Here is a 24,147-nt window from a genome sequence, read left to right on the forward strand (position 1 = left end):
ACGATGTATCAATTCATTATATTCTAATATATTCCAAATGGGTATTCCACTCACTTTTACATCTATAAAAATCCCAAAAGTAATTTAACCTTGTTAAAATAACTCATAAAAAAAGCATCCTAATTAATAGAATAGGATGCTTTTTCGTAATCATAGTGTTATAGAAGATTTGTATACTTATGCTACGCTGCGATACTCTTCTTCTTGTTCTTTTTTCTGTTTAGGTGCTTGAATTAAAATTGCGATAATGAATGACACGACACATAATACACCGATCACCATGAACGTTGGTTTGAATCCACCTAGAAGTGCACCGATAAAGGAACCTGCAAGCGCCCCAAACCCAAATCCTTGATACACAATTCCGTAGTTCTTACTATGGTTTTTCATACCGAAGAAATCACCAACAATAGCTGGGAAAATAGTGATATTTCCACCAAAGCAAAACGCTACACTTGCTACACATACGAAGTAAATACCATAATTTAAATCTACAAAACTTAGAACTAAGACTGAACTCGCCATAACAACAAAAGTACCAGTAACGATTTTTAAACGTCCAATTTTATCCGATAACGGTCCTAAAATGATACGACCTAATGTATTGAAGATTGCAACCATAGCCACCGCATTAGCTGCTGTTGCTGCGCTAAGCCCTACAAGTTGAACACCAATGTCTTTTACCATACCAATTAAGTATAAGCCACTCATACATGATGTAAATAACATGATAAATAATAAGTATACTTGTTTTGTGCCTAACATTTCTTTCGTTGTGTATTCCTTAGTTTTTGTTTCATGAACTGCTCCTTGATCTGCAGCTTGATGGATTAAACAAGCACCAATTACAATCATAGTTGTAACAATTAAACCCCAGTATATAAATGCTTGCGATACACCAACTGATTCAATCAACTTTGCGTTAACGTATTTAAAGATTAAGCTACCTGAACCATATGCAGAGACAGAAATACCAGCAATTAAACCTTTACGCTCTGGAAACCACTTTATTAAATTTGATAGTGAAGTGATATATGCTGTACCATCTGCATAACCTACAACAACTCCTGCTAGTACATAAAGTAATATTAATGAGGACGCTTGTGAGCTAAGTATTAACCCTAGTCCTAATGCTAATCCAGCTATCATAATAAGTTTACGAAGTCCCCATTTTTCTTGCAATTTACTCGCAAATAAAGTTGAAAATGCTAAAGAAAGACTAGTAATTGAGAAAGTTATCGCAACAGCGTTAAGACTCCAACCGTATTTACTAACTAAAGGCTGATTGAATAAACTCCATGTATATATCGTCCCAAGCCCCATTTGTACTATAACTGTGCCAAGGACAACAAGCCATGGATTAACAGTTGATTTTTTCATACCTTTCCGCCTCCTCTTTCTATTTCAATGCTATTCGCTAAATTTACTTTTTTTATGTTCATTTTGGTCACCTCTTTTGATTTGACACCTTCATTGTATAAGATGTTTTCGCTTATGTAAGCACTTACAAGATAGAGCGTCAAAAACATGGAATCAGTTACAAAAAACGAAGGATGAAATACAAAAAACTACTGATTAAATACAATAGAAAAATTTTTTATACTTCGATTCACCTTATTTTTTATAAAATCACAAATTTTTTTCCAATAAATAAAACTAAATATTCACTAATATATCTATCCGTGGTTTAATATATATAATAAAAAAATATTTCTGTCTTTAATGAGGAGGTACTATGAAAGCAAACGTAGGGGATACTATACTTTTTCAACGAAATAATTTAAAGATTACAGGATCTGTATTAAAACTTTATACTGAATCGGTCTTAGTTGAAATTACAAATGTAAGCGGTGGTACTTTTGAATTTGATCGAACAATTGTAAATCATAAAAACTATAAAGTTTTAAATACAAATACATAAAACAACACAAAATAGCCCCTGCTCAACAGCAGGGGCTATTTTATATAAAAATATTTCACTAGTTTATATACCCTAAAACATTAACAATCTTACTCGCTTTTAAATTGTTAATATGATAATAAATTTCTAAACCTCTTCTCTCTGCTCGTAACACTTTACCCTTCATTTTTGATAAATGTTGTGAAACAGTAGATTGCGGAATATTCAGTAACTCTGTTAATTGTGTTACATTACAAGTTTTTCTCGTACTTAATTCATTTACAATTTGCAGTCTGATTGGATGCGCCATAATTTTTAAAATATCTACATCTTCTTCTGAAACTAAAGTTTTTCTCATTTCACTCGTATATGTTGTCATAAGACATTCCCCTTTTATATGAATTCCATATTCATAAGATCTATTTCCAAATTTTTTAAAACCCTTGATTAAAACTTTCATATAGAAATAAAAGGATTTTAAATTTTTGAAAACAGAACTTACATTCACTTTATTTATTTATTTATTTGGTACATATACATAATACAATGTTAATATGTGCTCTATGTGAAGTTCACATAAATTTGTGATGAAGATTTACTTAGCCACTCGCATCCTACTCATCTAATTACCCACTGCATAAAATCATCAGTTATTTTAACACATTTTAGGCGTTTGTATATACTATTTATAAAACAACTTTTATAAAGGGAGGATTCATATGCCTACAGCGTTACAAGAAGAAGTCGAAGAAGCACGGGAAACATATGTCAGTCGTATCATCTTAGTTGGAGGATCGACTTTATTTTTAGTAGGCGGGGTTATTTCAGCAATTTCAGCTTTTAAAGCTTATAATCGTTTGGAGAATACGCCGCCTTCTACAGATAATTCATAGATATTTTATAAAATAAAACGTCGCCTCCAATATGAAGAGACGACGTTTTATTATTCATACATATGACACTAAAAGTATCGGTAGATTCCCTACTCCATTTTTTAAGCTTACTTCACCACAAACCGCGTCTGACTACACCCATCCTTCTGCTTCGTTACTTCTAATACAGCTGGCATTGCGTTTTTCAGCTCTTGAACGTGTGAAATGACACCGATAAATCGGCCTGATTTTTGTAAGTCAATTAAAGCATCTACTGCTTTCGTTAATGATTCTTCATCTAATGAACCGAACCCTTCATCGATGAACATCGTTTCGATGGAAATACCACCTTCATACGCTTGAATGACGTCTGCCATTCCAAGAGCTAAGCAAAGTGATGCATTAAATTTCTCTCCGCCGGATAGTGTTTTTACATCGCGTGTTTGGCCAGTGTATGCATCGTACACGGAAACCGCTATACAAAAGGCTTTGTGGAGGGCGCTTGATAAGGATTTTTACACAAAGTGTGACCGCTAGTGTGACCGCTAGCACAGTAAAATTTATATAATAAATTGTTACAAGACAAGAGTTTATATCTTCCTTTAACTAGCGTAGGGATTCCTGCGCTTTTTATTTTGATCAACGAAGTTAGCCTACTGTCTCTATCTCTTACACTTCCAACATAAGATTTGAGAATTTTACGTAATAGATTACGATTAACCGTATCATAACATAATTAATCGACCTAATATGTACCGTTCGTTTTAACGAGAGTATTATCAGTAAAATTTAGACTTATAACATATTTCTACCATCCTATTGTGTCAATATCTATCCTATTTTCCGATTATACTTACGCATACGCTCTCTCGCTTGTCTCTTACGCACCCCGTCACGACATCCGTCACAGTATTTAGCTCGATTGCCTTTAGCGATAAAATAATCGTTACACACCTCGCATACCTTACCGCTCCGACCTTCGTTAAAGTACAATGCGTATAATTCTTTATCAGCCGGTAATACGTACGTTTCAAAGTATTCACAGCGTTTGCTTTCGAATTTTACTTCTTTATCGCGATAATACATCGATTGTAGGAACGGGCATTTCGCCTGGTAAACACAATTACCTTCTTTCGGAGTGTAACAAGCGCACGTTTCCCTTACTAATCGTTTGACTTTAGTTTCTGCTCTCATAATATCGCTTCCTTTCATTTGTACCCAAATAAAAAACGACGTGCCCTTCCGTAATGGAAAGACACGCCTTAATAATTACTTAAAGTATTCTTCTAAATTAATTCCATTAAAAACTAGCAATCTACCGCCCTCCTTTAAATACCTCTCTACGTCTTTTAACTGCTTCTTGTTCGCCAGTAATATCGTCAACGAATCTCGCAAATTCTTGCTTACCGAGTTGGACGTTAATATACGCTGGCTGCTTATCTCTAGACGTTTGATTATCGTATTGACTCGGCTTATACATGCTTGGCATTGGTTTAGCTGATTGATACGCACCTAACCCGCTTACTCCTCTCGGTATTGTTGCGCCAGTATCCACCGCTAACATTTCCGGCTTCATCCAGTCAGCCATCTGTTGCGTCGTACGTTGCACCGAACTTTTCATTCCGTCAACACCGTTAATCCAACCCTGCATCATGTTTACGCCGATCATGTCGCGCATCCAACGTGAAGGAGAGTGAATCGAAAATATTCCGGTAAGCTTGTCCTTAATACCGTTACCTATCTCGGTTACCTTGTCCCAAATACGAGATGCCATCGAAGTTATACCATTTAGCATACCTTCCATGATGTTCTTACCGATATCCATTAGGTTAATCCCTTTTAAGAACGAGATTATGTTATCCCATATGTTCGAGATTGTATTAGACATCGCATCTAAGATACTGGAAGTCGCGGAACTAGCTGCATTCCAACCCGCAGAAATGATATTTCCAACCGCTGAAATTACTGATGAAATCACATTACGTATTCCATCGAATATAGATTTGACTACATTCCATACTGCATTTAATACGCTAGAGAAAATTGATTGAACTAAATTCAATCCGTTACGTACGATTACACCTATTAAAGAAATCGCCCCATCAATAATGCTTTTAATCAACGACATTACATTTGACGTAATTCCCTTAACCGCGTCCCACGCACCACTCCAATCGCCTTTCAAAATGGACGTAAATAGTTTGATAATATTCGTGATGATACCGATAACAGATTTAATAACACCCATTACCGCTGGGAATACGGTCTGCACAATTTGTAAAATGAATTGGATTGCTGGAATTAATACACCTTTAATAATCTCGGCTGCACCTTGTAACAATGCTGAAATGATAGGAATTACAGCCTGAATAATTGCTTGAATTACCGGAAAGACTTCTTGCACCGCTTGTAAAATAAGCGGAACTACAGTCGTAGCAACTATCGTTATAATTTCCCCGAACAACTTAATAATTTCTATGATTATAGGAATAGCCGTCTCAATAATCGATTGAATGATAGGAAATACCTCTTGAACAACCGTAAGTATGACCGGTATCATCTCTTGCGCCACAATTACAAGAATTTCACCGAAAGTCTTTATAAGCATTACCCATACACCAACCGATGTTTGAATAACGTTTAATATTGTCGGGAACACTTCTTGTGCCACCTGCGAAAGCATCGGCATTACTTCAGCTGCCAATTCTGCAAACATCTGAGATAACTCCTGAACTACTTGCGTAATTGCAGGCATAATTTCAATCGTTGTATCAGCGAATAGCTTCATTAAATCCGTAACCATAGGCATCATTAGTTGAAGATTTTCACCGAATAACTTAAATAAATCCGTCGCAATTGGTACAACTTGTTTTACGACGTCTCCAAAAAGACTCATAATAGTCGTTCCTAATTCACCAAACGCTGCGCCTAACTCTGCAAATGCTGGCTGTAGCGATGCGAAACTTTCCATGATGACTTGACCGGTCTTTTGAAACTCCGGTGCTAACGGCGCAAATGCATCAATAAAACCTTTCGCTAGCGAAGTAATTATCGGCATGATGACGGAAGCGACCGTGCTAAACACACTTTGAATCGATTCCCACGCTGACATTAACGCTGCTTTTGCCTGATCATTCGTATTCACAAGTTTAAAAATCGTAGCGCCTAATGAAGCGACAATAGCGATAACCCAACCGATAGGACCAGATACACCTAAAAACGATAATCCCAAACGTACGATTAGCGGTGTTAATGTAGCGATTGTGTTACCGATTGATGAGAACGATGCTTTTATAAAATCTACAACTGGTGAAATCGCTGCTCCTATACCTGAAAACTTAGCGATTAATCCTTCAATAGCTGAACCGAAAGCCCCACTTATACTCTGACCGATACCGCTTAACGTAGCGGTTACAGAACTAAAAAAGGCACCTATCGCAACGCCCATCGCTGTAAATTTAGCGGGGATTGTTGCAAGATACGCACCAAATGAGTCAAATGCCGCTTTCATAGATTCTACGGCTGATATAGTTGTAGTTTTAATCGATTCCCAAGCGCTATTTACTGCGTTACGGAACGCTTCGTTGTGTTTGTATAGTTGGACAAGTGCTGTTCCTAGTAGAGAAAGAGCTGCGATTACAATACCAACTGGCCCTAAAAGCGCACCGATTATAGTCCCTAAGATAGTTATTCCTTCAACTAATACGCTGATAAGTGAACCTAACTTACCTATCACTAGAAATAACTTTCCAAATACTAGTAAGGTGGCTCCTATAGCATTTATCATTATCCCAACAACAGTAGCTATTGCTAAAAACGCGGTCATTGCTACCGCTGTTGTTGCAACGACTGTTTTCATCGGTTTAGAGAGGTTTGTAAACCAATTCGCTAAGTCTCTTACCGTGTTTGCGACAAAAATAATTGCGGGTCCCAATGCGTCTACAAAAGCTTTTGATGCAGTATCGACTACTGACAGCATTTCTTTTATTGCGCCCGCCCAACCTTCGTTCATTTTTTTAGCTGCAGCGGCTGCCGCCCCATCACTTTTTACTAAGGCGTCTGTCATCTTATTGATAGCGTCAGGACCTGCAGAAACTAGTGCCATCATACCGGAAACAGCTTCAGTCCCGAAGATGGTAGCTAACGCCGCTCCTTTTTGGGCTTTTGTCATACCTTCCATGCCTTTTTGTAAATCACCTATAATTTGACTTAGGGGACGCATGTTTCCTTGCTGATCTGTAACGGTTACCCCTAGTCGCTTCAACTCGTTTGCAGCGGCTTTTGGTGGCTTAACTAAACGGAGCAATGATGCCCGAAGCGCTGTACCGGCCGTCTCTCCACGAATACCATTATCAGACATAATACCAACAGATGCTGCAAGTTCTTCCATTCCAATCCCCAACTGTGCTGCCGGACCTGCTGCGTACTTAAATGCGTATTGCATATCTAATACGCCCGCTGCCGACTGATTGGCCGCTTGAGCTAAAACGTCAGCTACATGTCCACTCCTATCTGCTTCTAACCCGAATGCGTTAAGCGCACTCGTAACTGTATCTGCTACAAGTCCGAGGTCTTCACCCGATGCAGCAGCTGCAACAAGTACTCCTGGTAATGCTGCTGTTGCTTTTGCTGCGTCAAACCCTTTCGCTCCTAATTCGGCATATGCTTGGGCTACTTGCCCAGTTGAGTACACCGAAGTGGTCGCCATCTCTAAAATATCTTTCTTAACTTTGTTATAACTACCACCCGTTAACATCGCAGCTCTACGAGTCTCAGATTCAAAATTCATAGCATCTTTCACCATACGACCTAGGAAAAATCCTGATGCAGTGGCGGCTGGTGCAAAAGCCGTCGTCATGCTTTGACCGACTGATTGAACTCTGTGCCCCATATTCTGTACTCCGTTACTTACATTTTGAAACGTCCGTTGCCACCCCGACATATCAGGCGGTGGCGGAGGTGCAGGTCTAGGTATCGGTGGTATTGTCGGCATAGTTGGTGCCGGTATGTTTATCGGTTGACGTACAGTTTGATGAAAGTCGCGTACCGCTTGTGTAGCTTGTTGCATTCCACGCTGGAGGTTAGATATATCTGCTAAAAGTTGTACCTCAATTCTGTTCGTGGCCATTTTTATCTACGTCCAACCTTCCGGAACGCTTCAAAGTTCTCTGATAGTCCCTGAGATTCGATAAATTTCCGTAACACTTCTAATTCAGCTAGTTCACTGCTTAACAATTGATTTAATTCTCCAAATCGTTCAGCCTCTTTTCCAAACAATTGTAATAAAAGTCCTAAGCGGTATCGTGTTTCCGGTGACTCAACTGTTTTCATTAAAGTCCTTGCTAGTCTTTCCATTTCTTTCAAATTCTCTATTGTGTTCATATAATCCACTCCTTAATTTTGGATAAAAAAAGAAACCACAGCAAAGTGACTTCTTTTATATTGGCTTTACCAATGTTTCCTTTAAGTTAATAAGACTCGAAACTAAATATCATTATTTATTCCTAACCTTTTATGTTTTGTGCAACACATTACATCCTTCCTCTTCCTTAATCAGAATAGTTTCTTCAGAAGGTAAAATTTCAAAACTACCATCACTATTGTAAATTATAGTTTCTGTTTCCTCCTGAAATTGGTTCCCTATTATTATGTTAGATTTTTCACGATAGATTTCACGTTTCATATAATTCCCTCCGTTTCATTTGAATGTCTATCAGTCGTAGCTCATATTCATTACACACACCAATGATTTCTTGAATCACCTCATTCATTGTTGAGATAATCTCGAAATTATATCGGGCAAAAGCATAATCCCTGATTACTTCTCCACTATCTATATCGATAATTTGCCAAGACACCGTGAGCCCTATTACCGGATGCGTTTTTACATTTACATTTGCCATTACCTCTTTCATTTAATCTCTCCTATCACACTGTTTTTACGGATTAATGCATCGTTTGCTAATAACCGAATCTCGTTTCGTTTGTTACCCAACATAGGGACATGTTTAATAAAAACCTCAGCGCCAGTTAAACTCTCGATTTCTTTTCGGTAATATCTATTGCGAATAAGATGAGGTAAGTCAGAACGAAATATAATTTGTGTAACGCCTTCCGGAACTTCTTTTGACAATCGTTTTAATAACCACTTGATACACTTCCTCATTGAATTCACTTCCGTATCATTGATGTAAAGACTCGCTACCTTGTACGGAATGTAAATACGTTTTGCTTCATCATCGAAGTTTAAAAAGTCTATCGCTGCGCCTGCGATGTATGCTCCGTTTTGAATACGTAAAGCTGCAAAATCTACAATTACGGTATTTGAAATTTTACCAATCACGTGTAAATCACCTTCTCCATCAATTTCAGTTCCTCGATTTTTTCTTCCGTTAAATTGAACGCCTTAATTAGCTTTACTTTCAACGAATCGCTCACTTTTCGATATCCTGTCTCAGCATTTGAAATAGTAGTAACCGCACCTATACCTAGTCGTTCTGCTAGTTGCTCCTGGGTCAGTTCTTCTGATAAACGTAATAAGCGAATCATTTTTCCATCGATCTTCAATTTTCTAATCACCCCTTTTAACAAAACCTATTAATAAATATGATAACTTCACCTAAAAATAAAAAAGAGACTATCAAAACGATAGACTTGAAAATTAAACATACGTATTAAATTAGAAGATAAAGAGAAAAACAATACTTAATAATTAAACCCTTGCGACTTCGTTTCGCTACGCTTCACTCGTCGCCACCCTCATAATTAATTTACCGATAATGTATATATCAGCGATAATAATGATAGATGCAACGACTTTGGAGCGAAGCGGAAAAGTCGATTGCCAGGTCTTATTATTTAGCGATAAGTTAGTGTAATAAAAAAACGACAGTTAAACGAATAACCGTCGTTGAAATACTGCTTAAGTATTAGCGCTAGATACTCAAGCCCACTGCCCCTTCACTATTAGTCCGTTTTCTAACGAATACAGAGGGGGTTACGCAAAAATTTTTTATTTTTTTACAAATTTCTTTTTGGTGGTAAATTCTTTTCTGCTTTAATCGGCAACATCTTTCCTTTAAACGTAAAATTCAAGTTTTCTTCTTTCTTACCTTCGATTAAATTAACTCTAAATATAGAAGTACCTCCGGAATCTCTCATCTCTTCCTTTCGAATCTCTCGTGATAACTCTAATAGTAATTTGCGTTTATGTTTTCCTTCTTTTCCATTCATAAACTGAAGCGGATAATTCCCCTTACTACGCTTACGATAAATTACATGCGTTCTTTTCGTACCACAAACAATATCTTGTGGATCGTTACTAAATTCCGATTTATTATGAATGAGTGCTTCCAGTGTTTCTAAGGTTGGTTCGAATAGTTTTTCGTACTTATAGATACTTATTATTTTGTGATAATCGTGGGTAGAGACCCCGAATCGCTCACGGTTGTAACATGCTCTTGCACGTCTATTACTTACTTCCCTTTCACAACTTGTTACTCTACCTTTCTTAACGATAGACATTCTTGAGCAATATGTTTTCTTACCCCCAGGCATAGCATCGTAAAAAACCTTCCCACAAATGATACATTCTTTAATCTTGTTCGGTTTAATATTCGAAGCAATATGTCGTATTTCTACCGCTCCGTATGTTTCCTGTAATACCGAATCGGGAATATTCGAAGATGCTAATTCAATTAGATATAGCCATTCCTTACGATGAAAACGACGTAGATTTTTTACGCCCTCTTGTAACTCATTGGCTCGATACTGGAAATCGTCGTCAAAATACGCCTGTAAAACGTTTATAATTTGATCTCCGAAAAACGTTAAAAATAGCTGATTCGCTTCCTGTTGCTTTAAAAACTTTGCATCTCTTTCCTCATTTCGTACAACAATTCCTTTTTCTTCTGCGGTAATAATTTCATACATACACATTTACCTCCGATTAAAATAATCGGGCATGTCGAATCGCCCTAGGCACCGACTTTTCAACTTGAAATGTGTATATACATGTTTTTTGTTACAAAATAAACACTACATATTACCTTTCGTTTCAAGGCATAGTACAAGATGCGTGCATAAACTCTCTCTTAACTAATATTCCCATCGACTTAGACAACTACCTATTTACGAAAAGACAATCATCTAATTGGCGCGGAATTCAATAGACTATAAAATAATTAATTTAAACCAAGGAGTGATATACATGTTCCGTCGTCCAACTTGCATGGAGTCTTGTCAATCAAAGGGTCATGATTATGATTATTGCCTTATATCATGTTACCCACCCACTTCAGCTCCTACCTATCCCTACTTAATACCCACCGCTTACCAAACACCTATAGTACCTTATGGCTTAAGTCAAGCAACACCTTACAGTTCAAACCTATATCCGTTTCATACCTATGGTGGTGGAATGAATGACGGTTGGGAATGTTATCGTCGATGTAGAAGAAACGGAGGAAGTGCTGCAAGCTGTTGCTATTACTGCGGAATCTGTTAACAGCTACACCTCCTAATTATGGTGGATACCTTTTGGCACAAATTCTATAACTGACTTCAAATCGCTAAAGGCATCCTCCATAATCTCCTTATTACTAACCCGATAGCTCATTATTTCCTCGAAGCGCCTTGGACTTTCTACGACGAATTTCCAAAGTTCTTCAGTCAATAAATTTTACATATCGAACCTTTATATCAAAATTTCCGAATATGAATTTCTTTGATTTCTGCCGTAACCTTGCTCCTATTTGACTTGATTGATGTAGTAGCGAATACATCACTTCATCAATTGTTTGCTCTCCCTCTGTATACTTGACGATCGCTTCCTTTAGTTGATGTTCCATCTTTTCACGCCCTGTTTCTTCTTGAATTTCTTCCCTTATTTGTTTAGATGCGTTTCTATCCAATTTAGCCGCTCCTTTCAAAAGTAAAAAAATCCCCGCTTTTCCGTAAATTTTTTTGTGACGTTTACCCCTTACACTTTGTATGACGCGAGTGGGTCCCTCACTGCGCACATAAACGTGATAAAATTTCCGATTATGCTTACTAAGTCGCGTAACGTGTTCTTTTCGCACACTTTCCAATTAAATAAACGCAAAAAAAAGAACACCGTTTGCCGTTCGATGTTCTTTCTCGTTAACTATTTTTAACTTACGCAATATAAGATTAAATCGATGACGCTTTTGTTTTTAAACTGACTAATGTCCTTAATAGATAGCGGTCTTTTACTATAAATATGGATTCCGAGAAAGTTATCACTCAAATCCTTCGTATCCAAAAATGTTTGAAAGTCATATACGCCTATATGGTACTCATCTGCCGTTAAAAATAGTTCCTCATTTAACATCATGTCTTCTAACATGCAAGTTTCATAATGATCATCAATTGGAAATTGTCTTTCCATACAAAATACATCGCCTGCTTTTAATTCCACTCTCTTTTTCCCCTTTAATAAATAAGTAGGCCGATGAGCTTGTGCCGAAATGGTACACAATCGTAAGAGGTGCCAGCTACAAACAACTCCATACCATCTCGTGTCATCATTTAAGAGCGCTTGCTCATAACATCCTGCCAACCGACGTATGAACCTCACGCTACACCTGTTCGATTTTTATAAAATATACGCAATTGCCATGTCGATTAAAAATAACGTACCGCCTACACCAAAGACTCCATAGAACCATAATCCGTCTGACTGAGTCTCTATCCCAAAATAATCACTCACTTTTTTAAACATTTTCCACGCCTCCATTAATGCAAATCCTTTGTTAATATTGCAATTTTCAACAAGAATTCGATAGCGTTCATGTTACTAATCTCTTCTAAGTTAAGTCCGTAGTCATCGACTGCACCTTGCAAATCGAGTATCTCTTCATCTAGAACTATGTCGCCTGTTTGATCGTAGTGAAACTTGTTGATAGATACGCCAGCTTCATAAACACTAAGAATTAATGTATCACTGATTTTCAGCCCCTTTTCGGTGAATATAGCGGTACTGCCGTCGTAATTTTCGATAGTTACCTTTACTGATACTTGTTTCATGTTTGATACGTCCATTTTACATTCCCCCTCGTTTTATTCGGTTTACCCGAATGATTTAATTACATTTTATATTCGGTTTAACCGAATGTCAATATTTATTTTACAGTTTAACCGAATACTTTTATAATTAATAGTAACAAACAATAGGGGGCTTTTTATTAATGAGGAAAATCAAAATAAAGTTACAAGAGGTATTAACAGAAAAGAAAACAAGCCAAAACAAACTTGCAGATATATTAGGGGTAAGTCCTTCAACAGTAAATGAACTGTGTAAGGGAGAAATTAAGAGAGTAAATATTGAGACACTCGCTAAAGTAGCTGATCATTTCAAAATAGATGATATTAGAGAATTATTTGAGATTGTAAAAGATGAGGAGAGCGTCAAATAAGACGTTCTTTTTATTTACTTTAAAATGGAAAATAATTAAAAAATATGTAAGATTAGCTCATTTATTTTTGATATACTAAAATCGTATACATATTTTATATTGAAGGGTGCGGACTATTATTATGGCGAAGATTGACAAATTATTATCAGCTGCTAAAGAGCACTTAGAGCCAACTGAGCAAATATTAGCAGTTATTTTAGGTGCTTATGAAACAAAAGTGATGAAAAGTGATTCAGTTCGAAATGGTATTTTCATAGCAACTGAAAAGCGTGTAGTGTTCTATGCAAAGAAAATGTTCGGTTATGATATGGAAGTATTTCCATATACAAACATAAGTTCAATCGAGGTAAGCAAAGGATTTATGGGACACTCCATCAATTTCTTTGCGTCTGGAAATAAAGTTAAAATGAAATGGATTAACGGCGGCGATATTGCCAAATTTATTGAAATAGTGAAAGAAAGTATTCAAAAGAAAGAAACAGGAGCACAAGTTGCTGCGAGCGCAGACAATCATGACGTCGCTGACCAAATCGCAAAACTTGCCTCGTTAAAAGATCAAGGGATACTTACAGAGGAAGAGTTTTCAGCAAAGAAAAAACAATTACTAGGTATATAATCAATAAGGACGCCTATTATGGGTGTCTTTCTTACGATTAGTCAACCTGTATTTTTAGGTTTTTACTGGAGTAAATATCAGAAGGAACAAATACTTGTTATCATGCATACCAAAGATCCCTAATATATACTCGTTTTTTTACTAGGGGTGAGATATGATATGATGAATGAAACTATGATATTAGGGCGTTAACCGATAATCATAGTGTATATCATGTGTAATAAGGTGAAAGAGGAGCTTCAAGAACTTGTTTACACATGCAATGGACGCAACTTTATGACATTTGTTATAGGGTTGCGTTTTTAATTTATCGTAATACTCAACAATGTGATTTTGTCCGTAACGTCGTTGTTTAATCATGTTCTGGATGATGAGGAAAAGGAGCTTCCGCAAATGTTTATTTCCACGTTTATTGATTTTATCTTTAAAAAAGGTTTTACCTGATTGAAAACGGCGTATATCAATACCAGCAAATGCATTGAGTTGCTTGTTATTGTTAAAGCGAGTAATATCTCCTATTTCAGCCATCAAGCGTACTGCAGTATTCGGTCCAATCCCAGGAAGACTGAGAATGATATTGTATTCTGCACGTTGCTCGGCTATATATACCATCTTGTTAATACAGCATTCTTTTTGGTGAAGAAGCTCTTGATAGCGTCTTGCGTATAATTTGAGTTGATCACATAGAACATCGTTCTGAGAAACAGCAGGATAGGAAGTTTTCGCTATTTCAAGTATTTGAATCGCTTTTTTCTCCGCTGTAATATTTGATATTTTTTTATTGGTGTTGGCACGAATACGATTTTTTATAATGGTTTTTGAAAGACCTAAAATACAATCTGGGTGGGGAAATAGTTGAACAAAATTTAAAAACAAATCAGATTTACTGGTAAACATTCTTTCCAACTCAGGAAATGTTAATTGAATTACTTTATGCATACGACCACGAATTATCGATAATTCACTATCCAGTTCACTATATAATCTAGAAAGAGATTTTAGCTGGTAGAATAAATTATCAGTTCCGGTAAATACCCTTCGGGTAGCTGTAAAATGAGTGAGAGCTAATCGGTGTGCGTCGCTCCGATCGGTCTTATGAATCCGTAAGGAATCACATTGTAGCTTGGCTTCTAATGGGTTTAATAAACAATATGTATACTGATTATCTTGCATAAATCGTTCTAGCTGCCTGGAATAGATACCTGTTGCTTCGAATACGATTTTAGGCAATTCACCGGTCTTATCTGTAAGCTCATGAATCTTTTCTTGTAGCTTTTTGAATTCAGGTTTAGAATGCTTGATTTCACTTTCAAATACACATTGTTTCTGTGCATTATAAATTACCATATAACTTTTACCCATACTGATGTCAAACGCAATTACGTGTTTCATAAAGTTCCTCCTTAGGTGGAATTGAAGTCTTCAACTTACACTTATCGATTCTCATTTCTTATACACGATCTCGAAGACCAACATACTAAAAACTGATTCAAATAAGGTAAGTGAAGAAGATCAGTTTTGTATACGGATTCAGGATCCCAAGACACCCACGACCTTCTCTTCACTTCTACTATATAAAAAATAGTAGTGCGAACCAATGCCTTGGTCTGCACTACTAATCTTAGTATGTTTTTTATGTAGAAATGTTGAGACGTCGCACCTTTTAGGTATCATTTTGACAACAGATTTTCTAAATAGGTATTAATTTGGTCCCGCGAAGAAACATGCGGCATACAATGAACCTCTTTGAAGCGTTAAATACAGGTAGGAAAATTTATCCAAAAGTTGTTATAATTAAACTCGTAAGATACTTTAGGGAGGGTTCACTTTGAAAAAGATATTAGTCGTTGGAGCATTATGTTTATCATTAGCTTCTTTAACTGCGTGTAGTAGTGGTGGCGAAAAATCATCCGCTGAGCCGAAGCAAGAAGCAAAAAAAGAAAAGAAAGAAACGAAGGTAACGGTAAATTCTATCATTACTGAGTTTAAAAATACTGGGCTAGAAGCCGAAAATCCTACTGATCTACCACAAAAAGAGTTCGGTAATATGCGTAAAGAAGGGAAACGTATTGTAGTACCGGCACTTGGAGGAGATAAAGGCGGTAGATTATTCGAGATTACTAAAAAAGAAGATTTAGAGAAAGCGAAGAAGTATTACGATGAATTAGGAAACTCAGCTCCTATGCTATTTTCGCATACATACGCAAAAGGTAACTTCCTGTTACAAATGAATGGCGATATGAAAGACGAGGAGTTCAATAAGTATAAAGCCGTAATAGATAAACAAGTAAAATAAACGCAAAAAGACCGCCTATTGCAAGCGGTCTTCTTTCTCTAATCTTGCAGACTACAATCTATTTTTTTCTTCAAGCAATCCAATAAAACTTTTTAAATCACTATAATGATCAGCATTAAAACTAAAACCGTATCCATCACCATGTTGATTTTTACTATTAGCTACCACCTTAATCTGATCGCCGTTTTTAAAGTAAATCTTCATTTCTAAAGAATCTGGCTCTTTTTCTGAATCAATTGGACAATAAGAGAACTTCTTTCTAATCTTTACTATATCAGTTAAATAATATGTTTCACATAAAACATTTAAAGGGTATGACATGTTTTCAGTTCTCCCTAAAGGTTCGAAACTTACCCTTTCTAAAACATTCTCTTTCAAAACTAATACTTTTATCTCATTTACATCTTCATTAACTTCTTCAATACACGTAACTTCATTTCCAAATAGATTGAAAAGAATTGTAGAAAAATTATTTAGATACCTACCGTAAGAACTTATTCTTTCATATACCTCCATTTATTAAACCCTCCCTAATCTACTTTATAATTTTATAATATCTTAAAATCATAATAGAAAGCAAATAAGAAACTTAAACATTTTTTTCGACGCTTGGACCTCTTTATCGTATGATGAACATCGTATAAATTAGATATCCCCGGGGCTTTTTTAATTAGAGTTGAGGATATAAAATTTGCAAGAAAGATACCGAGCTTTGGTGTTTTTATTTTTTGTAGGCCTACCCGCCGGTATAAAAATAAGTCGGTTTTATTTTACCGACTCTTCTTCTTTACGTTTATTTAAATACTTATATATCGTTGCTTTCTTTACGCCTGTTTCCTCCGTTATCTCTGCGATACTATACTGATTACTATCGTACATCTCTAACGCTTTGTTTATCTTCGCTTGATCCGCTGGCTTACGTCCACCTTTGCGTCCTCTTGCTCGTGCTGCCTCTAATCCTGCGGTAGTACGCTCTCTTATCATGTCACGCTCTAACTCGGCCATTACCCCAATCATACCGAACATCGCTCGACCCATTGCGGTAGACGTGTCGATTCGTTCCTTTATACTAACTAACTCTACACCGATTGTATCTAATCTATCTGCTATCTCATACAGTTGTTTTACGCTACGTGCTAGGCGGTCTAGCTTATAGACGACTAGAGTGTCGCCAGGTCTTAGCGTATCTAGGCAACGGTCTAGTTCGATACGATCCCACTTACCACCAGATTCCTTCTCATGGTATATACGCTCTACTCCCGCTTCATTTAACGCGTCCACTTGTAAGTCTAATCGTTGGTCCTTCGTTGATACCCTTGCATATCCTATCTTCATAATTAACGTCCCCTTTTCGTTATCATATCATTAATTAAATAGTATATAAAACATATGGAAACGTCAACTATGTTTTATATACGAGTTTATAGACTACGAATATAGACGATTCTTCATTGTCTATAAATCGATCGTTTTGTAGACTGGCTATAAGCGGAATTTTACTAGATATTTATAGGCCCGAAGTTTTCGGAGGGCGTTTCTGTCAGAGGGTCGAGGCTGGTGAAACCGGAACTGTTCGGAAAGCCGTCAAATGAGTTTCTTCTATAATATAGGCGAAAAATGACTCACTTCCGAAAATTTCAGTCGGGTGTCTATCCGAAGGCGGAGACTGATAAAATGTAAACCGTTGTAAACTGACGAATCCAATCTCTTCTATATATAGCGTTAAATTAGACCGCTTTACATGTACGTTAAAAGTTTCGGAATGGCTGCATATAACAAGCCGAAAGCTTACGAAACGGGAACAATTGGGAAGTCGATAATGTAATTGCTTCTATATACACGAAGAAAAAACGACACTTCCCATCATCAGAGATTACATTAGTTGCGATGCACGGTTTCCGTGCGTGGGAAAGATAATCGATTTTGTTTGTTTTGGTTAACTTTTTCTTTAAAAACACTTGAAAAGTGCGTTAACGCATGTTAGTATATGAATAACAATAAAAAAATGTGCGATAACGCACTTAAAGGAGGGTTAAAATGATTTTAGATAAAGTAATCGGAGTAGAAGAAGCTGCGGTTTTATGGGACTTATCACCTGGATATATAAAAAATCTATGCGCAAAAGGTGATGTACTATCAAAAAAGATAGGTAAAACATGGGTAATCGATGCTACACAAGGACATCCCGCATTACGTTTGTATATAAAGAATATACAAGGAAGCCCATTTCTAAAGGACGTATGCATAAGCGAGGATTCTAAAAACGTCAACATTCAATATGTTAATTCTTTCGAAGAATATGCCGCATTAAATGAAAAAACAGGTAATGATGCTAAATCATACGAAGAGTACTTCGAAACAGGCGACAAGATTAATAAAATATTAACTCAAGAAAGCGCTCGCCTACTACGCCAATTTTCGTTTTTAGATAACGTTTCAATCAGTATTCCTTATAAAGGATTAGTTCATGAAATCGAATTGAATCGGGATAAATTTAACGCTTATTTAGGTTATAAAATAGAGGCTTTAAACGTTCAGGATAGAACGTGGCATCAAGAATTTCTAGAAAGACACGCGTATCCAAAAGAAGGTAGAGCTAAACTTGTAAATGAATTCGTAATAATAAAGTGATTTCTGGAACTAGCATATAACGACTAAAGCCGCTTGAGATAGCGGCTATTTTTTATAAGTGACTTCGTTACACGGTGAACAATTCCGGCAGAACAAGCGCACTGACTCCGTAGTAACACCTGGCTTAATTATGTCCGTTTTCCCCACATAATTTATCTTTTTACTAACGTACAGAAACCGTTTCTTTCTTTTCTTGCTGGTATAAGTATGAACTGATAATAAAAGAAGTGAATGTTTTAGCTGTATTTACCGCTAATTCTGCATGATGTTTAGATGGTTTATATGCCCTAGCATGAGAGTCGCTTGCTTTAGATCTTAATCGCCCTACTCCAATTACTATACTATTTAAGCCCGTTAATATTTGTTTTAATGTCTCATTCAAATCTTTTTGTGCCTGATCAAAATTGATATATTTCTTAACCCGATTATAAATTTCACTTATATCCCCTTTATTTTTACCACGCTCTCCTGTTATTCTTTCTTCTAATGCTAATAATACTTCTTCCACTAAACTCCGAGCATTGGTAATTGCCCCATCATAATCTCCATCTAGTATTTTCTTGTCACACTTTTCAATTTGTTGACTCATAAATTCTGTAGATAGAGTTTCTATTTCTTCTTTTCTTATAATTACTTGGGCAGTGTTTAAATCTTTCAATCTATAGTAATTTTTATCACGGATTAATTCATAGTTATCAAATTTAAGGTATTTGTTCCAATAATCCAAAATAACATCCTGTGTTTCATATTCATTCTCATGGTTTTCAAAATATAAACTTTCATCAAGACAATAGTTAATGAATTCTACAAAGCGATTTTGTCCAATTATCTCAACTAATTTATCTTGAGCGTATATCCATCTAGTGGGAAATCCTTGTCCATAAGAGCTATCAAAGCCAAATTCGTTATAAAAATCAACCAATTGAGGGCCACTTCTATAGAAGGAATACTCGTTATCACCCGCAATAGTTTCCGCAATAACCTTAATTGTTTTTTGACGTAATTTCATGACGTTATCCCCTTCCGCAAATCTCCATATCCCTATTATACATTTTTAAGCAGTATCAAAAAATAGAGTTGCACGCCATTCTCTTCGAATATATGCTTGCATAAGGAGGGAGCTGACTGTTTCTACGCTTTTTGCGACCGGAAAGGACGGTCTAGGGAACGATAGGTGGGCTTCATCCAAACATCTCATCCAACTTATCCGCAACCTCGCGCTGCATCGTCGGCAGCACATGACTATACGTATTAAGCGTCGTCTGTATATCCGTATGCCCCAAACGTTCTGATATCAGCTTTACATTTACGTTTTGCTGAATGAGCATAGTCGCGTGTGTATGTCGTAAATCGTGAAAACGTATCTTTGGTAATCCGAGCTTCTCTGTTAGATGGTAGAACTCTTTACGACAGTTTCGAGGGGTCATTGGTCTTCCGTCACGAGTACAAATTATTAAGTCATAATCGTTGTAATCTCTTTGATAGTATTTCTTCTCTTCGATTATTCGTTTTTGATGCAACTTTAACTCTTCCACCAATTTCACGGGAATATGTACGTTTCGTATACTTGCGTTATTTTTAGCACCTTCCTTAATTCGAGCCGTCTGTGTCAGCGTTTGCCTTACATAAATAACATTATTTTCAAAGTCAATATCTTTCCAACGTAGCCCCATAATTTCGCCTTGCCTCATTCCAGTTAATACTGCCATTACGAAGGAAATGTAACATCTGGTAAGGCGTTTGATTTTCTTTGACTCCTCGATAAAATAATTAACTTCCTCTAACGTCCATACGTTTATATTCGATGTTTTCCTTAACTTAGGTAACGTAATACCTATCGTAGGATTCTCGTCAATTAATTTTAAAACTTTAGCTTTTTTTAAAGAGGCGCTCACTATCCTAAAAATAATATGAACGGTAGCCGGTGAATAGCCTACATCAATAACTAAATCATTAACAAGCTTTTGCATATGTATTGGCTCAATCTCTCCTAGTTGAAAGTGCCCTATCCTTGGTTTGATTACGTTCTCTAAGTACATTTTTTGGATTTCATAAGTAGTCTCCTGTAGATGGAATTTCCGCTCTTTCATCCATTCGTCCACATATGCAGCGTATGATAGTTTCGATAAACCTGTATGCTCTCCAGTCAACATTTCTGCTTTTAATTTTAACAGAGTATCATAAGCCTCTCGTTTTGTCCGGAAACCTCTCCGACGTATCTGCCGCCGCTCCCCTGTTATTGAATCTTTTGCGATATTAAAAACAAAGTCCCATTTTCCTGTATGTCTATTTTTTCTTACTGTACCGTTCGTCTTTCTTTCCTTCACTCGTCATCCCTCCTCTATATTACTTTCGTAGTATTTTATCGTTTTCCTCTTAGAGAAAAGAATACATCCTACTTTCTGCGTAAAATAAAAACGCCTCTATTTAAGAGACGCCGAATAATGCCATATTTTCTATCCTTCTAAATGGCTTATTATATATCGTTGCTTATTTATGTCTTGACGTTTTAATGCCGTCATTAATTCTTGATTAACCTCCGAAACAGGTAACGGTTCACCGTTCGTATCAAATAATCTTATGCCCAACTTACTTAGTATTTTTATATTGTTACGATTCCTACTCACTTGCGTATAACTTATGATAGTACGTAAATTAATCCCAAAACTTATCATACCAACCAACTCTCCCTTTTCAATATAAACAGATATGAACATACTTCTATTTATCTACGGAGAATCCTTTGAAGTTTAATATCCTTATGTATTTCTCAATACATTAGCGGAGTATCTTTTATATAAGTACTTTATCGATAATATATAAGATAGTAATTCTTTTCGTTAGAAAAGGATTACCGGTAAGTACGAACGTTAGTGAATACTTACCGAATAGTACTTATACTCTTATTCTTTTAATCTCTTAATAGTAAATCTTTATAGTAAGTCTATATAGTAAATATATATACGGAGTAAAAAGTACACACTCAATGGGTAAAAATTACTCATTCAACGTGTAATAATTACTCATTGGATTACTCGCACTACAAATACGCTATAATATCGTCACTATTATCCTGATTATCTTCGTATCTAGCCTTTCTTTCATAACGCTCTTTAACGTCTTTCCCCCGTTGTTACTTCCGCTTTCTGACGTTTCTCCAACGCTTGTGGAAACCTCGAATATAATTCACGTTCATCTTCTATCGGCTTAAGTAACGTATAAGTATCGTTTGTACTACCGCCACGTTTACTTACCTCGATAAGTTCAGCTTCCTCTAAAACGTTAATATGTTTACCGACTGTCTTCCTCGACATATTCAACGCTAATCCAATCTGATCATGCGTAGGAAACGCGTATCCATATTGCGGATTATACATAGCGATAATAAAGCCGTACACTAATACGACATTCCCATTAAACCCGGGTAAATACGTATAGTGACGCATTACAGCCGTAGGTATAGCCGTAAACCCTTTCGCTAAATCAAACGGTAGTGCACGTTGCTTGTCGTTTTCCATATTCAATTCCTCCATATAAAATATATTCGATATAAACAAGCTATCTAACGTAAAAAAGCTACCTAGGCCTATTCGCTGCCCAAGTAGCTAGTGCGTCATCTAATTCTGGCGAACTCTTATACTGCCAAAACTTACGTAATGTATTCTCGTTTAATGCCATGCAGATATAACGTATGTTACGCTCTCGTAAGAACACATGCAACGCTGGCGAATAACAGTAAAAGTACCCTTTGTTTTCCATATATAGAACCTCCGATAGATTAAAGTAAAATAAAAAAAGCGGTCGCAATGACCGCCGATTACAATTGCTTACTTATCACTTTCGTTCCCATTGACAGTCTTCATGTAGTAGGATATAAAACAATATAAAAATTAGTAAACTATGGTAATATTAATATAAAAAAGGAGAAAGTTGATGACTACAAGTATATCAATAGATAGATTTAAAGAAACCATAAATAGAGGTAAAACAGCATTTTTATGTGGTAATGGATTTAGTATAAATTTTGATGGAGATTTCGGAAGTATTTTTGAACGTTTATATATAGCCCATAAGCAGTTAATTCATAATTCCTCATACTTATTAAACGGTAATTCATCTTTCACAAAAAAATGTAAACAAAATTTTAAAAGCGTTAAACAGCATCTAAGAATTGCTTCAGAGGATACTTTATACAAAATCTTTGAAGATGCACTAATCTTTGCAAATTCCGTCCAAACTAATCAGGATTTGCTAGATGAAATATTAGAGAATAAATTAGTAAATGAAATGGTATTTGGGAATAGTCAAATAACTATCTTGAATCAAATATGTAAAATAGGGAAGGAGAAGGGTATTAGAAGCGTAAACATTGAATATTGGCCTGTACTGATTCACCTTTATTTTGCAATAAGGAAGCTGAACCCATCCTATTATGCATTCCCGAATTCAAACTCATTTATTAATATCGTTAAAATTGGCGATTCTGTCAAAAGTCGAGTAGCCAATGGTGAGGAAACGTTGTTAGAAGATATTTTGTTAAATGGATTTACCGTTTATTATAGATTACTGTTTTCTATCGCGATTTTTTCTAACGGTAAAGCTATAGATTTGTCTCTTTTGACTAAACTAAAAAACCTTAACATCGGTGCAATAAAGGATTTCTTACAAGATTTTGATACATTAATAACCCTTAATTACGATCATATATTAGAAAATATTACCCAACGGGAAGTTATTCACCTTCATGGAGAGTTTGTAAAAGGAAAACAAGAATATTTGTATTATCAAAGTCTAGGTTTAAACACTAATTATGGACATATTAGTTTCTCTGATATCTTAATTGGTGATTATTTCGCTTTAAAAAATCAATTTAATATAATTTCGACTCTCAATAGTATGAAAACCCCTACTAGTAAACCGGTTACTTATGTATCAAAAAAAATAGAAGATATAGTTTCAAATAATACTGATACTTTTGTTTTATTTGGGTTAAGTATTCTTAATGATCAACATATATTAAGAACTATTATGATGTCGTTTTATGCTGAAAATACTAAAAACCCTAAATTGATTTATTGCTATTTTACCGAAGAAGAACGTGATATTTTCTATGAACAGTATGAAAAGTGTATAACGTTTAGTGATCGAGCTAATGAATACGTTAGAAACATTGAGATTGAATATATTAGAACACAAGAAATACTTGATACGCATTTCCATTTAGTCAAATCTAAAAATACAACATCGATAATTTATGCGTAAAAATAAACCGCCAATTATGGCGGTTTATTTAACTTATTTCCTAATTTACGAACAGCCTTCCAGTCTAGAATACATTATTACTTGTTGAATCTTTGTAAATATTATCCGGACATTCTCCAATTACTGTTTGTTCC

General features: G+C 35.9%; 29 protein-coding genes and 1 pseudogene. 7 read left to right on the top strand and 23 right to left on the bottom strand.

The window, feature by feature from the left end; all coding sequences use genetic code 11:
* Window positions 1-177: 177 nt before the first annotated feature.
* A complete protein-coding gene (locus ACO6VI_RS25060) occupies window positions 178-1,380 on the bottom strand; it encodes an L-lactate MFS transporter (RefSeq protein WP_161520151.1) in 1,203 nt (400 codons plus the stop codon).
* Between the two features lie 355 nt (window positions 1,381-1,735).
* Between ACO6VI_RS25060 and ACO6VI_RS25065 the strand changes: the two genes are divergently transcribed.
* Window positions 1,736-1,921 (top strand): YkvS family protein, encoded by a 186-nt coding sequence (locus ACO6VI_RS25065; protein ID WP_000646793.1) that lies wholly within the window; start codon window positions 1,736-1,738, stop codon window positions 1,919-1,921.
* A 58-nt stretch (window positions 1,922-1,979) separates the two neighbouring features.
* Here ACO6VI_RS25065 and ACO6VI_RS25070 read toward each other — a convergent pair whose 3' ends face one another.
* Window positions 1,980-2,279 (bottom strand): ArsR/SmtB family transcription factor, encoded by a 300-nt coding sequence (locus ACO6VI_RS25070; protein ID WP_000214801.1) that lies wholly within the window; start codon window positions 2,277-2,279, stop codon window positions 1,980-1,982.
* 340 nt (window positions 2,280-2,619) lie between these two features.
* Between ACO6VI_RS25070 and ACO6VI_RS25075 the strand changes: the two genes are divergently transcribed.
* Window positions 2,620-2,793 (top strand): hypothetical protein, encoded by a 174-nt coding sequence (locus ACO6VI_RS25075; RefSeq protein WP_001141668.1) that lies wholly within the window; start codon window positions 2,620-2,622, stop codon window positions 2,791-2,793.
* A gap of 107 nt (window positions 2,794-2,900) precedes the next feature.
* Here ACO6VI_RS25075 and ACO6VI_RS25080 read toward each other — a convergent pair.
* The 13 genes and pseudogenes from ACO6VI_RS25080 to ACO6VI_RS25140 form a co-directional block, all read right to left on the bottom strand.
* Window positions 2,901-3,251 (bottom strand): annotated as a pseudogene (locus tag ACO6VI_RS25080) (SbcC/MukB-like Walker B domain-containing protein); the annotation flags it as partial.
* Window positions 3,252-3,603: 352 nt separating this feature from the next.
* Entirely contained in the window at window positions 3,604-3,966 is a 363-nt protein-coding gene (locus tag ACO6VI_RS25085) for a cysteine-rich VLP protein (RefSeq protein WP_205730624.1), read from the bottom strand.
* Between the two features lie 121 nt (window positions 3,967-4,087).
* Window positions 4,088-7,900 (bottom strand): phage tail tape measure protein, encoded by a 3,813-nt coding sequence (locus tag ACO6VI_RS25090; protein ID WP_422424340.1) that lies wholly within the window; start codon window positions 7,898-7,900, stop codon window positions 4,088-4,090.
* A 2-nt stretch (window positions 7,901-7,902) separates the two neighbouring features.
* Window positions 7,903-8,154 carry a hypothetical protein gene (locus ACO6VI_RS25095; RefSeq protein ID WP_098234923.1) on the bottom strand — a complete coding sequence of 84 codons (252 nt, stop codon included), beginning with the start codon at window positions 8,152-8,154 and terminating at the stop codon, window positions 7,903-7,905.
* Window positions 8,155-8,284: 130 nt separating this feature from the next.
* On the bottom strand, window positions 8,285-8,455 hold the full coding sequence (locus ACO6VI_RS25100; RefSeq protein WP_179874587.1) for a hypothetical protein: 171 nt from the start codon (window positions 8,453-8,455) through the stop codon (window positions 8,285-8,287).
* Window positions 8,445-8,687 (bottom strand): hypothetical protein, encoded by a 243-nt coding sequence (locus tag ACO6VI_RS25105; RefSeq protein ID WP_086423390.1) that lies wholly within the window; start codon window positions 8,685-8,687, stop codon window positions 8,445-8,447. The genes ACO6VI_RS25100 and ACO6VI_RS25105 overlap by 11 nt, the downstream gene beginning before the upstream one ends.
* Window positions 8,684-9,115, bottom strand: coding sequence for a hypothetical protein (locus tag ACO6VI_RS25110; protein ID WP_422424343.1), 432 nt, complete (start codon window positions 9,113-9,115; stop codon window positions 8,684-8,686). Before ACO6VI_RS25110 ends, ACO6VI_RS25105 begins: the two co-directional genes overlap by 4 nt.
* Complete coding sequence (locus ACO6VI_RS25115) at window positions 9,112-9,339, bottom strand: helix-turn-helix transcriptional regulator (protein ID WP_089148485.1); 228 nt, start codon at window positions 9,337-9,339, stop codon at window positions 9,112-9,114. The genes ACO6VI_RS25110 and ACO6VI_RS25115 overlap by 4 nt, the downstream gene beginning before the upstream one ends.
* A 453-nt stretch (window positions 9,340-9,792) precedes the next feature.
* Complete coding sequence (locus ACO6VI_RS25120) at window positions 9,793-10,704, bottom strand: hypothetical protein (protein WP_089148484.1); 912 nt, start codon at window positions 10,702-10,704, stop codon at window positions 9,793-9,795.
* A 734-nt stretch (window positions 10,705-11,438) separates the two neighbouring features.
* Window positions 11,439-11,684 carry a hypothetical protein gene (locus ACO6VI_RS25125; RefSeq protein ID WP_422424344.1) on the bottom strand — a complete coding sequence of 82 codons (246 nt, stop codon included), beginning with the start codon at window positions 11,682-11,684 and terminating at the stop codon, window positions 11,439-11,441.
* Between the two features lie 239 nt (window positions 11,685-11,923).
* Window positions 11,924-12,211 (bottom strand): hypothetical protein, encoded by a 288-nt coding sequence (locus ACO6VI_RS25130; protein WP_422424346.1) that lies wholly within the window; start codon window positions 12,209-12,211, stop codon window positions 11,924-11,926.
* A 177-nt stretch (window positions 12,212-12,388) separates the two neighbouring features.
* Window positions 12,389-12,514, bottom strand: coding sequence for a DUF3961 domain-containing protein (locus tag ACO6VI_RS25135; protein WP_422424347.1), 126 nt, complete (start codon window positions 12,512-12,514; stop codon window positions 12,389-12,391).
* A 14-nt stretch (window positions 12,515-12,528) separates the two neighbouring features.
* On the bottom strand, window positions 12,529-12,834 hold the full coding sequence (locus ACO6VI_RS25140) for a hypothetical protein (protein WP_422424349.1): 306 nt from the start codon (window positions 12,832-12,834) through the stop codon (window positions 12,529-12,531).
* A 146-nt stretch (window positions 12,835-12,980) separates the two neighbouring features.
* Here ACO6VI_RS25140 and ACO6VI_RS25145 point away from each other — a divergent pair, with 146 nt between their 5' ends.
* Window positions 12,981-13,208 (top strand): helix-turn-helix domain-containing protein, encoded by a 228-nt coding sequence (locus tag ACO6VI_RS25145; RefSeq protein WP_422424351.1) that lies wholly within the window; start codon window positions 12,981-12,983, stop codon window positions 13,206-13,208.
* 121 nt (window positions 13,209-13,329) lie between these two features.
* Window positions 13,330-13,824 carry a PH domain-containing protein gene (locus ACO6VI_RS25150; protein WP_422424352.1) on the top strand — a complete coding sequence of 165 codons (495 nt, stop codon included), beginning with the start codon at window positions 13,330-13,332 and terminating at the stop codon, window positions 13,822-13,824.
* A gap of 180 nt (window positions 13,825-14,004) precedes the next feature.
* On the opposite strand, the gene ACO6VI_RS25155 is transcribed toward ACO6VI_RS25150, so the two are convergent.
* Window positions 14,005-15,216 carry an IS110 family transposase gene (locus ACO6VI_RS25155; protein ID WP_422424354.1) on the bottom strand — a complete coding sequence of 404 codons (1,212 nt, stop codon included), beginning with the start codon at window positions 15,214-15,216 and terminating at the stop codon, window positions 14,005-14,007.
* Window positions 15,217-15,652: 436 nt separating this feature from the next.
* Here ACO6VI_RS25155 and ACO6VI_RS25160 point away from each other — a divergent pair, with 436 nt between their 5' ends.
* Window positions 15,653-16,120, top strand: coding sequence for a stress protein (locus ACO6VI_RS25160; protein WP_422424355.1), 468 nt, complete (start codon window positions 15,653-15,655; stop codon window positions 16,118-16,120).
* Window positions 16,121-16,171: 51 nt separating this feature from the next.
* Here ACO6VI_RS25160 and ACO6VI_RS25165 read toward each other — a convergent pair whose 3' ends face one another.
* A complete protein-coding gene (locus ACO6VI_RS25165) occupies window positions 16,172-16,636 on the bottom strand; it encodes a hypothetical protein (protein ID WP_422424356.1) in 465 nt (154 codons plus the stop codon).
* A gap of 249 nt (window positions 16,637-16,885) precedes the next feature.
* Window positions 16,886-17,455 (bottom strand): recombinase family protein, encoded by a 570-nt coding sequence (locus ACO6VI_RS25170; RefSeq protein WP_422424358.1) that lies wholly within the window; start codon window positions 17,453-17,455, stop codon window positions 16,886-16,888.
* 702 nt (window positions 17,456-18,157) lie between these two features.
* Between ACO6VI_RS25170 and ACO6VI_RS25175 the strand changes: the two genes are divergently transcribed.
* Window positions 18,158-18,751, top strand: a complete 594-nt coding sequence (locus ACO6VI_RS25175) for a hypothetical protein (RefSeq protein ID WP_422424360.1) — start codon at window positions 18,158-18,160, stop codon at window positions 18,749-18,751.
* A gap of 163 nt (window positions 18,752-18,914) precedes the next feature.
* Here the strand turns inward: ACO6VI_RS25175 and ACO6VI_RS25180 are convergent, their stop codons facing one another.
* From ACO6VI_RS25180 to ACO6VI_RS25200, 5 genes are all read right to left on the bottom strand, one after another.
* A complete protein-coding gene (locus tag ACO6VI_RS25180; RefSeq protein ID WP_136804052.1) occupies window positions 18,915-19,760 on the bottom strand; it encodes an abortive infection family protein in 846 nt (281 codons plus the stop codon).
* Between the two features lie 172 nt (window positions 19,761-19,932).
* Complete coding sequence (locus ACO6VI_RS25185; RefSeq protein WP_136804051.1) at window positions 19,933-21,078, bottom strand: tyrosine-type recombinase/integrase; 1,146 nt, start codon at window positions 21,076-21,078, stop codon at window positions 19,933-19,935.
* A 129-nt stretch (window positions 21,079-21,207) separates the two neighbouring features.
* The gene (locus tag ACO6VI_RS25190) at window positions 21,208-21,426 is read right to left on the bottom strand and encodes a hypothetical protein (RefSeq protein ID WP_086423377.1); all 219 of its coding nucleotides are present in this window, start codon (window positions 21,424-21,426) and stop codon (window positions 21,208-21,210) included.
* A 438-nt stretch (window positions 21,427-21,864) separates the two neighbouring features.
* Window positions 21,865-22,269 (bottom strand): helix-turn-helix domain-containing protein, encoded by a 405-nt coding sequence (locus ACO6VI_RS25195; RefSeq protein WP_240792535.1) that lies wholly within the window; start codon window positions 22,267-22,269, stop codon window positions 21,865-21,867.
* A gap of 58 nt (window positions 22,270-22,327) precedes the next feature.
* Window positions 22,328-22,510, bottom strand: a complete 183-nt coding sequence (locus ACO6VI_RS25200; protein WP_422424362.1) for a hypothetical protein — start codon at window positions 22,508-22,510, stop codon at window positions 22,328-22,330.
* A 174-nt stretch (window positions 22,511-22,684) separates the two neighbouring features.
* Here ACO6VI_RS25200 and ACO6VI_RS25205 point away from each other — a divergent pair, with 174 nt between their 5' ends.
* Entirely contained in the window at window positions 22,685-24,013 is a 1,329-nt protein-coding gene (locus ACO6VI_RS25205; RefSeq protein WP_136804049.1) for a hypothetical protein, read from the top strand.
* Window positions 24,014-24,147: the final 134 nt, after the last annotated feature.

Origin of the sequence: Bacillus sp. PSXD-155, assembly GCF_049310765.1 — a bacterium.
In the GTDB taxonomy this organism is placed as follows: domain Bacteria; phylum Bacillota; class Bacilli; order Bacillales; family Bacillaceae_G; genus Bacillus_A; species Bacillus_A cereus.

What these genes read in the sequence shown, in the direction of transcription:
- ACO6VI_RS25060 (WP_161520151.1), bottom strand. Translation starts at nt 1,380, where the DNA reads ATGAAAAAATCAACTGTTAATCCATGGCTTGTTGTCCTTGGCACAGTT.
- ACO6VI_RS25065 (WP_000646793.1), top strand. Translation starts at nt 1,736, where the DNA reads ATGAAAGCAAACGTAGGGGATACTATACTTTTTCAACGAAATAATTTA.
- ACO6VI_RS25070 (WP_000214801.1), bottom strand. Translation starts at nt 2,279, where the DNA reads ATGACAACATATACGAGTGAAATGAGAAAAACTTTAGTTTCAGAAGAA.
- ACO6VI_RS25075 (WP_001141668.1), top strand. Translation starts at nt 2,620, where the DNA reads ATGCCTACAGCGTTACAAGAAGAAGTCGAAGAAGCACGGGAAACATAT.
- ACO6VI_RS25085 (WP_205730624.1), bottom strand. Translation starts at nt 3,966, where the DNA reads ATGAGAGCAGAAACTAAAGTCAAACGATTAGTAAGGGAAACGTGCGCT.
- ACO6VI_RS25090 (WP_422424340.1), bottom strand. Translation starts at nt 7,900, where the DNA reads ATGGCCACGAACAGAATTGAGGTACAACTTTTAGCAGATATATCTAAC.
- ACO6VI_RS25095 (WP_098234923.1), bottom strand. Translation starts at nt 8,154, where the DNA reads ATGAACACAATAGAGAATTTGAAAGAAATGGAAAGACTAGCAAGGACT.
- ACO6VI_RS25100 (WP_179874587.1), bottom strand. Translation starts at nt 8,455, where the DNA reads ATGAAACGTGAAATCTATCGTGAAAAATCTAACATAATAATAGGGAAC.
- ACO6VI_RS25105 (WP_086423390.1), bottom strand. Translation starts at nt 8,687, where the DNA reads ATGAAAGAGGTAATGGCAAATGTAAATGTAAAAACGCATCCGGTAATA.
- ACO6VI_RS25120 (WP_089148484.1), bottom strand. Translation starts at nt 10,704, where the DNA reads ATGTATGAAATTATTACCGCAGAAGAAAAAGGAATTGTTGTACGAAAT.
- ACO6VI_RS25135 (WP_422424347.1), bottom strand. Translation starts at nt 12,514, where the DNA reads ATGTTTAAAAAAGTGAGTGATTATTTTGGGATAGAGACTCAGTCAGAC.
- ACO6VI_RS25140 (WP_422424349.1), bottom strand. Translation starts at nt 12,834, where the DNA reads ATGGACGTATCAAACATGAAACAAGTATCAGTAAAGGTAACTATCGAA.
- ACO6VI_RS25145 (WP_422424351.1), top strand. Translation starts at nt 12,981, where the DNA reads ATGAGGAAAATCAAAATAAAGTTACAAGAGGTATTAACAGAAAAGAAA.
- ACO6VI_RS25150 (WP_422424352.1), top strand. Translation starts at nt 13,330, where the DNA reads ATGGCGAAGATTGACAAATTATTATCAGCTGCTAAAGAGCACTTAGAG.
- ACO6VI_RS25155 (WP_422424354.1), bottom strand. Translation starts at nt 15,216, where the DNA reads ATGAAACACGTAATTGCGTTTGACATCAGTATGGGTAAAAGTTATATG.
- ACO6VI_RS25165 (WP_422424356.1), bottom strand. Translation starts at nt 16,636, where the DNA reads ATGGAGGTATATGAAAGAATAAGTTCTTACGGTAGGTATCTAAATAAT.
- ACO6VI_RS25170 (WP_422424358.1), bottom strand. Translation starts at nt 17,455, where the DNA reads ATGAAGATAGGATATGCAAGGGTATCAACGAAGGACCAACGATTAGAC.
- ACO6VI_RS25175 (WP_422424360.1), top strand. Translation starts at nt 18,158, where the DNA reads ATGATTTTAGATAAAGTAATCGGAGTAGAAGAAGCTGCGGTTTTATGG.
- ACO6VI_RS25180 (WP_136804052.1), bottom strand. Translation starts at nt 19,760, where the DNA reads ATGAAATTACGTCAAAAAACAATTAAGGTTATTGCGGAAACTATTGCG.
- ACO6VI_RS25190 (WP_086423377.1), bottom strand. Translation starts at nt 21,426, where the DNA reads ATGATAAGTTTTGGGATTAATTTACGTACTATCATAAGTTATACGCAA.
- ACO6VI_RS25195 (WP_240792535.1), bottom strand. Translation starts at nt 22,269, where the DNA reads ATGGAAAACGACAAGCAACGTGCACTACCGTTTGATTTAGCGAAAGGG.
- ACO6VI_RS25200 (WP_422424362.1), bottom strand. Translation starts at nt 22,510, where the DNA reads ATGGAAAACAAAGGGTACTTTTACTGTTATTCGCCAGCGTTGCATGTG.
- ACO6VI_RS25205 (WP_136804049.1), top strand. Translation starts at nt 22,685, where the DNA reads ATGACTACAAGTATATCAATAGATAGATTTAAAGAAACCATAAATAGA.